Here is a 13,494-nt window from a genome sequence, read left to right on the forward strand (position 1 = left end):
ACGCGGCATGCCGCTCATCCGACCTACGCGGGGTGCATCACCTTTACGCCAGGTGATGCACCTCCTGCTGCCCATACACGGGCGTGTTCAACCCTTCCATGCGCGCCTTCAGCTGCAGCGACAGGTACTGCGAATAGTGGCGCGACTGGTGCAGGTTACCGCCGTGGAACCACAAGGCTTGCTGCTGCGTGGGTTTCCACATATTGCGCTGTTCTCCCTCCCACGGGCCCGGGTCCTTCGTCGTGGCGGAACCGAGGCCCCACACCTTGCCCACTTTATTCGCCACCTCGGGCGAGATCAGGTCCGCCGCCCAGCCATTCATGGAGCCGTAGCCGGTGGCGTACACCACCAGGTCGGCCGGCAGCTCCGTGCCGTCGGACAGCACGATGGAGTGGCTTTTCAGTTCCTGCACGCCGACCCCGCTTTTCAGCTTGATCTTGCCGTCGGCGACCAGTTCCGAGGCGCCCACGTCGATGTAGTAGCCGGAGCCGCGGCGCAGGTATTTCATGAACAGGCCCGAATCGTCGTCGCCGAAATCGAGCATGAAACCCCGTTCTTCCAGGCGCTGGTAAAAATCCGCATCGCGCTCGCGGATGGCCTTGAAGACGGGCCTCTGGAAGTCGGCCAGGATTTTATACGGGATCGAGGCGAACGTCAGGTCGGCCTTGTTTGTGGTCATGCCGGCCGCCAGCGCCCGTTCCGAATACAGGTCGCCCAAGGCCAGGTCCATCAAGGAATCGGACTTGACGATGTGCGTCGACGAGCGCTGCACCATGGTCACGTCCACGCCCGCTTCCCACAGGGCGGCGCAGATATCGTGCGCGGAATTGTTCGCGCCGACCACCACCACTTTCTTGCCCGCATAGGCGTCCGGCCCCGGATGCTGCGACGAGTGCTGCTGCTCGCCCTGGAACACGTCCATGCCCTTGAACTTTGGCAGGTTCGCCTTGCCCGACATGCCCGTGGCCAGCACCAGCTGTTTCGGTTTCAGGGTGACGGGCTGGCCGTCGCGCAGCACCTGCACCGTCCACTCGCCCGCAGCCTCGTCGAAGCTGGCCGACTCGCATGACGTCGAACCCCAGTAATTGAGCTCCATCACCTTGGTGTACATTTCCAGCCAGTCGCCGACCTTGTCCTTCGGTGTGAAGACGGGCCAGTTGTCCGGGAAAGGAATATACGGCATGTGGTCGTACCAGACCGGGTCGTGCAGGCACAAGGACTTGTAGCGCTTGCGCCAGCTGTCGCCGGGACGGGCGTTTTTCTCGATGATGATGGTGGGGACGTTGAGCTGGCGCAGCCGCGCGCCCAGCGCGATGCCGCCCTGGCCGCCGCCGATGATGACGCAATAGGGCTGGCGCGCGTAGCCCAGTTCGGCCGCTTCCTGTTCGCGCTGTTCCAGCCAGCTGCTGCGGTCCGTGCGCGCGCCGTGTTCCGCGCCCATGGGCCGCCGGCCGCCCTTGGCTTCCTCAAAACCCTTCAATTCGCTCATGGTGGTGAGCAGGGTCCAGATCTTGCCGTCGCGGATGCGGATGAAGCCCACGCCGCGCGCCACCTTCGTTTCCACCGTGATCCAGCTTTGCAGCACGCCGTCCGTTTCCACCGCATGTTCGCCGTCGGCGATGCGGATGGAAACGGGCTGCACGGCGCCCAGTTGGGCGGCCAGCATGGCGGCGATCTGCCCGCGGCCTTCCAGGGTTTTCAGGTTCCAGGTAAACAGCACCAGGTCGCGCCAGTAGCCGTCCGGTTCGAACAGCTGCGCGGCGCCCGTGCCGTCGCTGGCGCGAAGACAGCCTTCTAGCTGCTCCAGGATGCCGGCCACGGCCTGGTCGTGCGGGTTGATTTCGGTTTGCATCGTGTCTCCTCCAAGTCTGCTGACTTTATGATGGGATGCGGCTGTGTTGCCGCTGATGATGTTGTAACACTGGCGTTCCGGCCCTGCATCTCGCAGCGCAGCATGGCGGCGATTGAGACGAAAATCTCAGCTTGCCGGATGCCTTACTGGCGGTGCGGCGGCACGATGTGCAGCTGCTTGAGGCGCCGGTACAGGGTGGCGCGCGAGACGCCCAGCATGGCCGCCGCCTGCAGCGGGCGCCACTTGGCGGCGTTCATGGCGTTGACGATGCGCGTGCGCTCGGCCAGCTCCGGCGGCGTGCAGGCCAGCACGTCGTGCGCCACGGGGGCGGCGCTCTTGACGCGTGCCCGCGCGCTGGCCTGGCGCAGCGGCGCGCGCACGCGGGCGTGCAGCCAGGTGCTGCCGCCAGCCAGGCGCAGCGACAGCAGATTGTGTCCCGCGCGCGCATCGAACAGCCGCTCGGCGCGCACTTCCAGCACCTCGGTGACGGGGCGCGGCAGGGTGTCGAGACCTCCGATGATGTCGCGCGCGCAGCCGTTGGCGGCGACGATGTCGCCATGTTCATCGATGGCGAGCAGCATCTCCGGCTGCACTTCCACGAAGTGGCGGTTGCGGTGCGCCAGCAGGATGCAGCAATGGCTGTAGGACTTGAGAAAAAAGCCGTCCTCGATCAGCGTGGCGCCCTGGCGCACCAGTTGTTTCACCAGGCGCTGGCTGTCGCGCGCGTCGGGCGAGTTCAATGCCGACGCATCGAGCACGCCGATCAAGTCGCCGTGCGGTGAAAAAATCGGTGCGGCGCTGCACGTCAGGCCCGTGAAGGCGGCGCGGAAATGGTCGCTCTTGTGCACGGTGATGGCTTCCTGGTCGAGCAGCACGGAGGCGATGCCGCAGGTGCCTTCCTCTTCCTCCGACCAGCAAGAACCGGGGTACAGGCCCGCCTTCTTGAAATCCTTGCGCTGGTGCGTGTCGACCACGTAATCGATCGTCACGCCGCGTGCATTGGCCAGGATGACGCAGTAGCCCGCTTCGCGCACCATGGCGTGCAGGCGCGGCAGGCACTGGCCCGTGGAGCGCAGAAAATTTTCCTCGGACTGCTGGATGGCGCGCAGTTCGGCGCCCGTGAGGATGCGCGGCCCCGTGGTGGAGGCGGGGTCGAGCCGGTAGTCGTCCAGCGAGCGCCGGTACGACGACGCCAGCCTGGCCGTATCGGCCCCCGGATTGACGATACGGCCGGCGATCAGGTCGCGCACGCGGTCGATATGGCTGGTCTGGCGGACGTAGGGCATGGCGCTCTCCGGTGTCTCGATATTTTGTATGGTTGTCTGTTTGTAGCATGACGGCGGGGATGGCGCATCCTGCGCTGCAGCATGGCGCGCGCGTGAGACGATCGTCTCAGCCCCTGGTCCCGCACAATAGGATGCTTTACAACAATAAAAAAGAGCATCTCTGATAACATCCGCTCAAATTGACAGTCAGTTAGCGCAAGGGATATCTATGGCAACGCAAGCGATGTTCCCGGTGCGCCACGCACTCGTCCTGGCCCTGCTGGGCTGGAGCGCCGCCTGCGGCGCCGCCGGCCAGCTCGATCCCGATGGCCAGAGCAGCATGGAAAAAGAAGTGGCCCGGCGCGCTGCCGTCGAACCGGCCATCGTCGCCGACTGGCACATGACGCGTTCCGTGGAAGCGGGCGTGCAGGTGGCGGGCGAGAGCAATCTGTTCTGGAAGCTGTCGAATACGCCGGCGCGCAATCCCGATTTCGATTTCAAACCCTACTGGTACGAGTTCTATGTCAAGCCGGCGCTCGGTTTCAAGCGCAACCTGGGCGATGGCACGCAGCTGTATGCGCGCGCGTCCGCCGTCGGCTCGGGCACCTTGCGCCACGATCCGTTCGGCGCGGGCGACACGGGCCGCATCTCGATCGAGGAGTTCGTCGCCGGCATCCGCATGCCGCTCGGCGGCACGCGCGCCATGCTCGACCTGTCGGCCGGCGCGCAGAATTTCACGCTGGGCACCGGCATGCTGATCGCCAATGGCGGCTCGAACGGCTTTGACCGGGGCGCGCTGAAACTGGGGCCGCGCAAGGCGTTCCAGAATTCCGTGGTGGCCAAGATAAGCCAGGACGCGTTCAGCGCCCAGGCGTTTTACCTCGACCCGAATGAAAACCCCGACAACGATAGCGGCACGCGCGTCGTCGGCGTCGATGTCAGCTACGCGCCCGCGAACGACCGCAAGGCCGGCATCGCGTATGGCAAGGTGCCGCGTTCGCATGCCGCGTATCCGCAGGCGGCGCCAGACGGCATCGGCGCGCCGCTGGCCGTGCCCGATGGCCGCAAGGATCTGCAGTTCGTGTATGGCTACGCGCGCGTTCCCGTGCTGCCCACCGTGCTGTCGAAAGGCTGGTTCGGCGTCGACGCGGCGCGCGAGTGGAATACGCGCGAGCCGATGCGGGGCTGGGGCTGGCGCACGGAAGGGGGCTTTTCGCTGCCCGACGTGGCCTGGACACCGAAGTTCACCCTTGGCTACCAGAGTTTTTCCGGCGACGATCCGCACACGGCGCGCAACGAGCGCTTCGACCCGCTGTTCTTCGAAGGCACGCCGGGCGCCTGGGCTTCAGGCAGCAAGGCGACCTGGGTTTTCGTGAATGCCAACGTGAATGCGCTGCAGGCCACCATCGAGCTGCACCCGACGCCGAAAGACACCGTGACCGCCTACCTGGCCCAGGTGCGAGCCAACCAGATGGGCAGCCCGCTGCAGTTCGGCCAGGCCACGCGCCTCGACGTGCCGGGCGACGCGCCCGTGGTGATCGCCGGCGTGCTGCGCCCGATGCTGGCCAACGATGTCTTCGTCAAGTATGTGCGCGTGGTGAACCCGAATACCTATCTGACCCTGGGTTTCAGCGCCTCGTTCGCGCAGTCGGGCGTCAACCAGCTGGTGAATGGGCAGGCCAAAACGTGGACGGGCTGGCTGGCGAACGTCGTGTGGGTCTATTAAGTATTCTGTATTCTGTTTATCAAGGAGAGCATCGCATGAACGATTTTCCCAGCATGAAACGCCTGGCCCTGGCCGCCGCCTGCCTGGCGCTGGCCGCCGGTGCCCACGCGGCAGAGACGACGGCGCCGCTGTCAGCGGCCGCCAGCGATCCGGCTAGCCTGCAATGGATGGTGGGCGCGCCGCCGCCGGCCGATAAAATCATCCGCTTCGACGACGGCAGCTATTTCAATTTCCCGCAGCTGCGCTGGAGCGTGTCGCACTTCCGCCAGTTGATGCCGACGGTGGACGTGGCGCGCGGCTTGAAAGCGCCCGTGCCATTGAAACGCGCGCTGCGCAAGGATATCGACAGCCTGCGTTTCACGCCACTGGGCGCGACGGAAACGATGACCTGGGAGCAGTCGCTGGGCGCCAACTACACGGACGGCATCGTGGTGCTGCACCGGGGCCGCATCGTGTATGAGCGTTACCTTGGCGTGCTGAAGGAAGGCGGCCAGCATGGCGCCATGTCGGTGACGAAGTCGGTCATGGGCACTATCGGCGCGGCCTTGGTGGCCGAAGGCAAGCTCGATCCTGACAAGAAAGTGGCCGAGTATGTGCCGGAACTGGCCAAGTCGGCGTTTGGCGACGCCACCGTGCGCCAGGTGCTCGACATGACCACGGGCCTGAAATTCAGCGAAGATTACGCCGACCCGAAAGCGGAAGTGTGGCAGCACGCGGCGGCCGGCAGCCCGCTGCCCAAGCCGAAGGATTACACGGGGCCGCGCAGCTATTTTGAGTACCTGCAAACGGTGCGGCACGAGGGCCGGCATGGCGAGGCGTTCGGCTACCGCACCGTCAACTCCGACGTGCTGGGCTGGATCATCGCGCGTGTCACGGGGCAGAACGTCAACGACTACCTGTCCGAGCATATCTGGCAAAAGCTGGGCGCCGAGCAGGATGCCTACATGACGGTCGATTCGACGGGTACGCCGTTTGCCGGCGGCGGCCTGAATGCGGGCTTGCGCGACCTGGCGCGCTTCGGCGAAATGCTGCGCAACGATGGCCGCTACAACGGCCAGCAGATACTGCCCAAGGCGGCGGTCGACGATATCCGCCGCGGCGGCGACAAGCAGCTGTTCGCCAAGGGCGGCTACGATTTGCTCAAGGGCTGGAGCTACCGCGACATGTGGTGGGTCACGCATAACGATCATGGCGCCTACATGGCGCGCGGCGTGTACGGCCAGCGCATCTATGTCGATCCGAAGGCGGAAATGGTGATCGTGCGCTTCGCTTCCACGCCGACGGCGGCCAATGCGGCGAACGATCCGACCACCACGCCGGCCTTCGAAGCGCTGGGCAAGCTGCTGCTGGCCAAGCCGAAGTAAGCTGCCAGGCTGGCCTGTGCCAGCCGTGCGGCGGAACGGACGCAACTGCAATATACTGTCCTTTCGTCATTACTTGTTGTATGAGTGATAATTTAGCGCCGCACGCAAGGAGTAGCACCGTGAAAACCAGCCAGCCAGATCAACCGCGCCCGCCGCTCTGGCGGCGCCTGCTATGGCCGGTCGCCCAGCTGGGCTCGGCCTTCAAGCTGACGGGCACGCATCTGCTGCACCACGTGATCGGCGCCAGCCTGATCGCCGCGCTGATGCTGGTGCTGGAAGGTTTTCACGTGCTCGAATGGCTCGATGCGGCCATGCTGCGCGCCAGCGCGGCGCAGGGGCAGCTGCTGGAGCGGGGCAAGGACCCGGGCGCCGCCTATCGGCCCGGCATCATCGAAATCGACCAGCCCGCGTTCGAACAGGTCTTCGACGAACGCGAACCGCTGGAGCGCACGCGCCTGGAACAATTGCTCGCCAGCGCGGCCGCGCGCGGCAGCAAGGTGCTGGCCATCGACCTGGACCTGGCGCCGGCCGTGTATGAGCAGCACAAGGCGGGCGAGCGGCCGCTGGACCGCCTGCTCGACCGGCTGGCCGCCGATGGCCGGCAACTGGTGCTGATCCTGCCCGAACAATCGGACCAAAACGCGAACCTGTCGTGGATACGCGCGCGTTGCGCGGCCGGCATCCACTTCGCCAGCCCGCGGATCCGCGAGCGCATGGGCGCCGTCACGCGCATCGAACTGAAAAGCCCCGTATTGGCGGCCGTGGCCTTCGAGCTGGCGCATGGCGCCGACGAGCAGGAGCAGCAGCAACCGATGCCGGCCGCCTTGTCCGAGCAAAAGCAAGGGCTGGCGCTGGCTGGCCGCGTGTGCCAGCTGGCGCGGCGCACGGGCAGCGAAAAGGAGCTGGCGCGCTGGGCGTTCGAACCCGTCATCCACGGCGACGCGAAGGATGCGGCCGAGCAGAACGCCGTCACGGCGCCGTTTCACCCGGCCGCCGTGGCGCCGCAATTTGTGAACCGCACGCGCACGCGCGTCCAACTGATCGATGGCCAGGCCGGCGTGGCGGCGAATGCACCACGCAAGAACGTCGTGTATATCGGCAGCACCTATGACGTGCGCGACCGCTATACGACGGCCGAAGGCGAACAGGCGGGCCTGCACCTGCACGCGGCCGCCCACACCTCGCTGGGCATCGGCACGGCCGACGTCAACAAATATGCGGTGTTCGTGGCCGACATCGTCATCGGCGTGCTGCTGGGCTGCCTGTTCGGCGGCTTGTGGACGCTGTATGGCCGCGCCGAACTGGCCATCGACAAGCGCATGGAAGACCACGATTTCAGCCGCTTGCACCGCGTGGGTACTTTGTTTGAATTCTATGGCATCCGCCTGATGCTGGTGCTGGTGTGGGCTTCGCCCTTCGTCATCGGCGCGCTGGCCATCTACCTGGCGCGCGGCTTGCTCGAGCAGGGCTGGTGGGTCAATCCCGGCCCCCTGATCGCCGGCATGTTCCTGCACGCGATGTCGCTGCGCGACGAAGCCCACCACCCGCACGAAGAAGTGCCGGGCCTGTCCGTGTGGGCCCAGCTGCGCCGCACGCATCCCGGCATCGTGCTGGTGCAGGCGCCGCTGGCGGTGGTGCTGTTGATCATCGCCGTGATTTAGCGCAAGGCGGCGTGCCGCAATGGCTTGGCTATGGCTGGCCGATAGTTTGCCGCGGTATTGCGGCGCGCGCAGCGAAGGGTAGGTCGGATCAGGCCGCAGGCCGTCATCCGACAACATTGTTGGCGATGCCTGGCGGATTACGCTACGCTAATCCGACCTGCGTGACCCATGGTTTCAGCCGATCAGCTTCAAGCCCTGCGGCAGCGCCTCGCCCAGCATGCGGCGGGTAACAGCTTCGTCCAGTTGCGTCACTTCGCTGACCATGGCCTGCCACAGGGGCGGGGCGCCCACGGCTTTCAGGCGGGCGAGCACAGTGGCGCGCAAGTCGTCGGCGATGTCGCGCGAGCGGTCGCCCGTCATGCGCGCCAGGTGCGCGGCGGCAAACGCCGCCGGTTCCGTCTTTTTCCAGTCCAGCGCCAGCAGCATCGTCAGCCATTCGGCCACGGTGGCGCTGTCGACCACTTCGTGCGCGCTGCCGTGGAAGGGCTGGCGCGCGCCGACCCTGGCCAGCGCCCACAGGGTGTTCGTGTCCGCCGCTTCGCCCTTTTTATCCGCCTTCTGCAGACGCTTGATCAGCCAGGCGCCCACTTCCGCCTTGTAGGCGCCGGGGATGCGCTCGAGCGAGGCGCCCAGGCGCAGCATGTCGTCGTCGCTGCCGTTCACCAGGGTGACGGGGCGGCCGCCGCGCTGGGCCGCATCGGCTTGCAGGTTGAAGGCGAAGTCGTCGAGCAGGCGCAATTGCTGCTGCGTGCTCAAGCCGCCGGCCACGCGGCGCCACAGGGTCCACCATTCGGCGCACACCTGGTTGTCCTTGTGATGCTGGATGCCCATGTCGAACAGGGCCCACAGCTGTTCGATGCGCCACGGGTCGAGCGCATCGCCATAGCCGGGCCGCAAACAGTAGCCGGCCAGGTTCAGCCAGACACGTTCATGTTCGGCGGAGCGGCGCCGGCCACGCGCGCGTTGTAGCAAGGCGTCGAACAGCTGGCGCAGCAGCGGCGTCTCCCAGCTTTCGCGCCCGCCCAGTCCCCGTTCCAGGTGCTGGCGCAGCTGGCGTACTTCCTTGGTTTCGACCTTTTGCGCCTTGCCGCCGAAGATGCGCTCGATTTTTTCGACCGCTTCCTTCACGCGCGGCGAGACGGTGGACGTTTCGGCGTGCATTTCTTCTTCGCCCCGTAACTGGAATTCCAGCAGCCAGCGCTGGCCGGCATCGGCTTCGGCCACGCAGTGTACTTCCAGCGTGCCGACTTCCGTCATGACTGTCGCCAGCTGCACGGTGATTTCGCGTTTGTCGCCGGCATCCTGTTTATCATGCAGCACGCTGGCCAGCGGCGGCAGGCGCAGATACTCGCCCGCGTCCAGGTCGACGATCTCGCCCAGCCTGGGCGGCGCTCCCGCCTCAAAGAGGGAAGTGGCCAGGTGGAAGCGCACGGGTCGGCCCAGGCGCAGCGCGAACAGGCGCTGCGTCAGGCGGATTTCTTCGCCGCTGGCGCTGCCACGGGGCAGGATGCAGATGGCGCGGTTGTCCTTGCCCGCCTCGCCCAGCACGAGAAAATAGCTGCGCGGCGAGCCGCCGCCGATGCGCGGCGCCTGGCCACGCCGCGCCAGCGCGTAGGCGACGGCGCCACGGGCCACGGCCACGTCGGGATTGTCGTTATGCAGGATGGTGAGGGGCTGACCCCTCCAGTGTTCCAGGGTGGCGGCCAGGCGGCGTGCCAGCGCATCGGCGCGGAACACGCCGCCATTCAGCAGCAGCGTATCTGGCAGCTCGCCGTGGTGCTGCTGCAGGAAACTGGCCAGGTGGCGCGTGATGGCCGCGTCCTGCGCATACGGCAGGCCGAATTCGACGATGCCGGCGCGGCCCTTTTTCGCCGTATCGTTTTGCTCAACTTTCGGGAAGAAGCCGTCGACCACCAAGGCCGCCACTTCCTCGCGCGTGACGTCGGCGGAACGGCTGGCGCCTATCAGGCGAGATCCCGCGCCCAGTAAAGTCACGGTGACGCTCTCGGGCGCGTCGCTGGAGAGCAGCAATTCCTTGGCGGCGCGGCAGCGCTCCATCAGCTGCGACAAGCGCGCGGCGGACAGCTTCATGCCGCCCACGACGCCTGCGGCCATGCGCGTTTCCACCAGGTGGGCCAGCGCCAGGTCCATATTGTCGCCGCCGAGGATCAGGTGATTGCCCACGCTGCTGCGCGTGAGCTGCGGTGCGCCATCGTCGTCGAAGGCGACGTCGATCAGGCTGAAATCGGTGGTGCCGCCGCCCACGTCGCACACTAAAATGCGGCGCGTGTCGGCCAGGTCTGCGCGCAAGGTGGCGCGCCGCCGGTGCAGGTAATCATAAAAGGCCGCCTGCGGCTCTTCCACCAGGCGCAAGGTGGGCAAGCCCGCCAGGCGCGCCGCCTCCAGCGTGAGTGCGCGCGCACCCTCGTCGAACGAGGCGGGGATGGTCAGCACCAGTTCCTGCTCTTCGAGCGGAGCCTGCGGGAAGCGGTGATTCCACGCGGCGCGCACGTAGGCGAGGTAGCTGGCGCTGGCCGCCACGGGCGACACCTTGGCCACGTCGGCATCGGCGCCCCACGGCAAAATCGGCGCCTGGCGGTCAACGTTCGCGTGCGACAGCCAGCTCTTCGCGCTGGAAACGAGCCGGCCCGGCACTTGCGCGCCGAGCTGGCGCGCCAGGGTGCCCAGCACCGGTGCTTCCTCACCCGCCGCCTCGACTTGTGGCCATGGCAGCGGCAAGTCGCCCGCCGCCAGCTCGCCGCCGGCGGGGGGGTAGCGCAAGGAGGGCAGCAGGGGGCGTGCGCCCACTTCGCCGGGAGCGACCAGTTGCTCGATGGCGAACAGGTTTATTCCTGCCTGCGCATCGCCAGCCGCCGCATACGCCACCACCGTGTTGGTGGTGCCCAGGTCGATGCCGACCAGGAAGGCCGGCTTGCCCACAGCGCTGCCCATGGCGCTTATTGCGGCGTGCCGCGCACGTCGAATTCCACCTTCCAGCGCTCGGCGCCGTCAGGGGAAACGGCCAGCAGTTCCAGCGTGCCCGCTTCCGTCACGCGCGCGTGCAATTTGACTTGCACGACGTCGCCGGCCGAGCGGCCTTCGGCGGACAGGGTCGCCTGGATTTCGCTCAGCTCCTGCAATTCATCGGGTCCCCAGAAGTCGAGCAAATCGCCGATCTGGTCGTTGCGGCGCGTGGACGAGGCGAAGAAGCGGAAGTGCACGGGTTCGCCCACCACGAGGCCGAATTGTTGGCCCGGCAGTTCCAGTTCGCTGCCTTCTTCCATGCCGAACGGCGCCACGCACAGGGCCTGGATCGGCGGTTCCATGCCGGGGATGGCGGGCATGGCCGATTCGATGGCGACATAAAAGGAACTGGCCGTGCCGCCGCGGATGCGCACGCCATGGCCGCGCCGCACGTAGCTGTAGTAGGCCGCGCCGCGCGCCACGGCCAGGTCCAGGTCGGCCCCGGCCAGCATGCGCGCCGGTTCCGCGCCTTCCAGGTACAGCCAGTCGTTGACGGTCGCCATGATGCGTTGCACCAGCAGGTCGGACTTGAAGACGCCGCCGTTGAACAGTACGGCCGTCGGGTGCAAAAAGCTGGCGCCTTCGGCCTGGCGGCCCGCAAAACCTTCCAGTTCGCTGGTCGCCGCCACTTGCCGGCCCAAAAACGCCGCCAGGTGGCGCGTGATGGCCGCGTCCTGCGCATACGGCAAGCCCAGTTGCGTCAGGCCGGCGCGCGTGCGCACGGCAGGGCGGCTCGACGCTTCCACCTGCGGGAAGAAACCGTCGAGAATGAAGGTGGACACTTCCGCGCGCGTCAGTTCCGTGCGGATGGAGCCGCCGATCAGTTTCGAGCCGCGGCTCGGCACGACGATCGGTGCCACATCGAGGCCGCTGTCGGCCAGCAGGCTTTCCTTGGCGCTGCGGCAGCCGTAAGTGAGCGCGCGCATTTGCCAGGCGTCGAGCTGGGTGCCGTTGGCGGCCAGCTTGCGCGCCACCAGGTGGGCCAGCGCCAGGTCCATATTGTCGCCGCCGAGCAGGATGTGCTCGCCGACTGCCACGCGGTGCGGTTCCAGCACGCCGTCGCGTTCCAGCACGGCGATCAGCGAAAAGTCGCTGGTGCCGCCGCCCACGTCGACGACTAACATGATGTCGCCCGGCTTGACTTCCTTGCGCCAGCGTCCTTCGCTGGTCTGGATCCAGCTGTACAGGGCCGCCTGCGGCTCTTCCAGCAGGGTCAATGCAGTGTAGCCGGCGGCCTGCGCCGCTTCCATCGTCAGCTCGCGCGCGGCCGGGTCGAACGAGGCGGGAATCGTCACCGTGATTTCCTGCTCGGCGAACGGCGCTTGCGGGTGGGCGTTGTCCCAGGCCTGGCGCAAGTGCGTCAGGTAGCGCGTGGCGGCCGTGATCGGCGAGATGCGCGGCACTTCGGCCGGCGCGTCGTTCGGCAAAATCGCCGCGCGGCGGTCCACGCCCGGGTGGCACAGCCAGCTTTTCGCGCTCGATACCAGACGAATCGGCGTGGTGGCGCCGCGGCTGCGGGCCATTTCGCCGACGACGAACGGCGCTTCCGCTTCCTCGGTGACCCAGGGCAGGGCCAGGTCGCCCGCCGCCACTTCATCGGCGTGCGGCAGGTAGACGAAGGACGGCAGCAGTGCAAGATCTTCGACGGTGCCCGGCGCCGACAGCTGCGGCACTTTCAGCACGCCGTGGCTGGATTGCTCGCCGTCGCTCTCGACCAGGTTCACATACGACAGGGCGCTGTGGGTGGTGCCCAGGTCGATGCCGATGGCGTAGCGCGGGCTGTTGTTCGTTGTATCGTTCACAGTTCCACCTCGGCCGGGGCCAGGATGGCGGCGTCGTGCTGCCCGCTCAGTTTCGGCAGGCGCACGCTCGAAGCGCGCCAGCCGCGATGGCTCAGGGTGCCCGTGAATGGCGCCGAACCGACGACGTTGCCCGTCAGGCGTACCTGGGCGCTGTCAAAACCTTCCTGCAGGACGATGCGGCTGCCCTCGGCTTCCTGGCGCACGGCTTCGATGGTGAAGTATTCGCGCATGACCTTGGCGCAGCCTTCATGCACGACGCGGGCGGCCGCGCCGATGTCGGCATCGGCATGGCTGCCCAGGTTTTCCTGGGTAAAATCGATCAATCGCGCTTCGCGCTGCAGCAGCGCCAGCAGTTGCAGCGCGGCGTCCGGCGTCGCTTCTTTTAATATGACAGGAGCGGCGGCCGGCACCGGCACGGGGGCTGGCGCCACGGGGGCGACGGGTGCAGCCTCGGGCAAGGACAGCTTTTCCACGCGGGCCGCATAGGCGGCGTCCGACAGGGTGCTGAAGAAGGCGCCGAAAGCCAGCGGGACTCGGCGCCAGAACGATGGGTGGGACGATGGTGTGCTCATAGGAACTCGTTTCTCTGATCTGTAGGGTGGCGTCGGCGGCGCGCCGGGTGGCGGGGCCGCTTCGCAGGGTAGTGCAGGTGCCGGGCCGACAGGGCCGGCTGCGTTTGCCCGCATGATACCAGCTACCGGGCCGCCGCCAAAGCCGCCGGCCCCGGCGCAGCCAGCCTGACGCATGGATTTTCTTTGTTTCTGCGCAAGGAAACGCTCGATTTCGGCCGGCGTCGACTA

The 13,494-nt window shown here is 66.8% G+C and carries 8 protein-coding genes; 3 read left to right on the top strand and 5 right to left on the bottom strand.

Annotated elements, in window-relative coordinates; translation table 11 throughout:
- Positions 1–43: 43 nt before the first annotated feature.
- The gene (locus tag K0F86_RS11660; protein WP_219134549.1) at positions 44–1,852 is read right to left on the bottom strand and encodes an NAD(P)/FAD-dependent oxidoreductase; all 1,809 of its coding nucleotides are present in this window, start codon (positions 1,850–1,852) and stop codon (positions 44–46) included.
- 143 nt (positions 1,853–1,995) lie between these two features.
- Entirely contained in the window at positions 1,996–3,138 is a 1,143-nt protein-coding gene (locus tag K0F86_RS11665) for a sigma-54-dependent Fis family transcriptional regulator (RefSeq protein WP_219134550.1), read from the bottom strand.
- Positions 3,139–3,346: 208 nt separating this feature from the next.
- On the opposite strand from K0F86_RS11665, the gene K0F86_RS11670 reads away from it, so the two are divergent.
- The 3 genes from K0F86_RS11670 to K0F86_RS11680 all read left to right on the top strand — a co-directional run bounded on the left by K0F86_RS11670 (position 3,347) and on the right by K0F86_RS11680 (position 7,868).
- Positions 3,347–4,843 carry an alginate export family protein gene (locus tag K0F86_RS11670; protein ID WP_219134551.1) on the top strand — a complete coding sequence of 499 codons (1,497 nt, stop codon included), beginning with the start codon at positions 3,347–3,349 and terminating at the stop codon, positions 4,841–4,843.
- 35 nt (positions 4,844–4,878) lie between these two features.
- Entirely contained in the window at positions 4,879–6,207 is a 1,329-nt protein-coding gene (locus K0F86_RS11675) for a serine hydrolase (protein WP_257572110.1), read from the top strand.
- A gap of 119 nt (positions 6,208–6,326) precedes the next feature.
- A complete protein-coding gene (locus tag K0F86_RS11680; protein WP_219134552.1) occupies positions 6,327–7,868 on the top strand; it encodes a CHASE2 domain-containing protein in 1,542 nt (513 codons plus the stop codon).
- A 174-nt stretch (positions 7,869–8,042) separates the two neighbouring features.
- On the opposite strand, the gene K0F86_RS11685 is transcribed toward K0F86_RS11680, so the two are convergent.
- The 3 genes from K0F86_RS11685 to K0F86_RS11695 are packed head-to-tail and all read right to left on the bottom strand — an operon-like array spanning position 8,043 to position 13,266.
- Complete coding sequence (locus tag K0F86_RS11685; protein ID WP_219134553.1) at positions 8,043–10,820, bottom strand: Hsp70 family protein; 2,778 nt, start codon at positions 10,818–10,820, stop codon at positions 8,043–8,045.
- A gap of 5 nt (positions 10,821–10,825) precedes the next feature.
- Positions 10,826–12,694 carry an Hsp70 family protein gene (locus K0F86_RS11690; RefSeq protein WP_219134554.1) on the bottom strand — a complete coding sequence of 623 codons (1,869 nt, stop codon included), beginning with the start codon at positions 12,692–12,694 and terminating at the stop codon, positions 10,826–10,828.
- A complete protein-coding gene (locus K0F86_RS11695) occupies positions 12,691–13,266 on the bottom strand; it encodes a DUF2760 domain-containing protein (protein WP_219134555.1) in 576 nt (191 codons plus the stop codon). The genes K0F86_RS11690 and K0F86_RS11695 overlap by 4 nt, the downstream gene beginning before the upstream one ends.
- Positions 13,267–13,494: the final 228 nt, after the last annotated feature.

The organism is Janthinobacterium sp. UMAB-60, assembly GCF_900095235.1.
Taxonomy (GTDB): Bacteria; Pseudomonadota; Gammaproteobacteria; order Burkholderiales; family Burkholderiaceae_D; genus Janthinobacterium.

Coding starts and splice junctions, on each gene's coding strand:
- K0F86_RS11665 (WP_219134550.1), bottom strand. CDS start 3,138: ATGCCCTACGTCCGCCAGACCAGCCATATCGACCGCGTGCGCGACCTG.
- K0F86_RS11675 (WP_257572110.1), top strand. CDS start 4,879: ATGAACGATTTTCCCAGCATGAAACGCCTGGCCCTGGCCGCCGCCTGC.
- K0F86_RS11670 (WP_219134551.1), top strand. CDS start 3,347: ATGGCAACGCAAGCGATGTTCCCGGTGCGCCACGCACTCGTCCTGGCC.
- K0F86_RS11685 (WP_219134553.1), bottom strand. CDS start 10,820: ATGGGCAGCGCTGTGGGCAAGCCGGCCTTCCTGGTCGGCATCGACCTG.
- K0F86_RS11660 (WP_219134549.1), bottom strand. CDS start 1,852: ATGCAAACCGAAATCAACCCGCACGACCAGGCCGTGGCCGGCATCCTG.
- K0F86_RS11695 (WP_219134555.1), bottom strand. CDS start 13,266: ATGAGCACACCATCGTCCCACCCATCGTTCTGGCGCCGAGTCCCGCTG.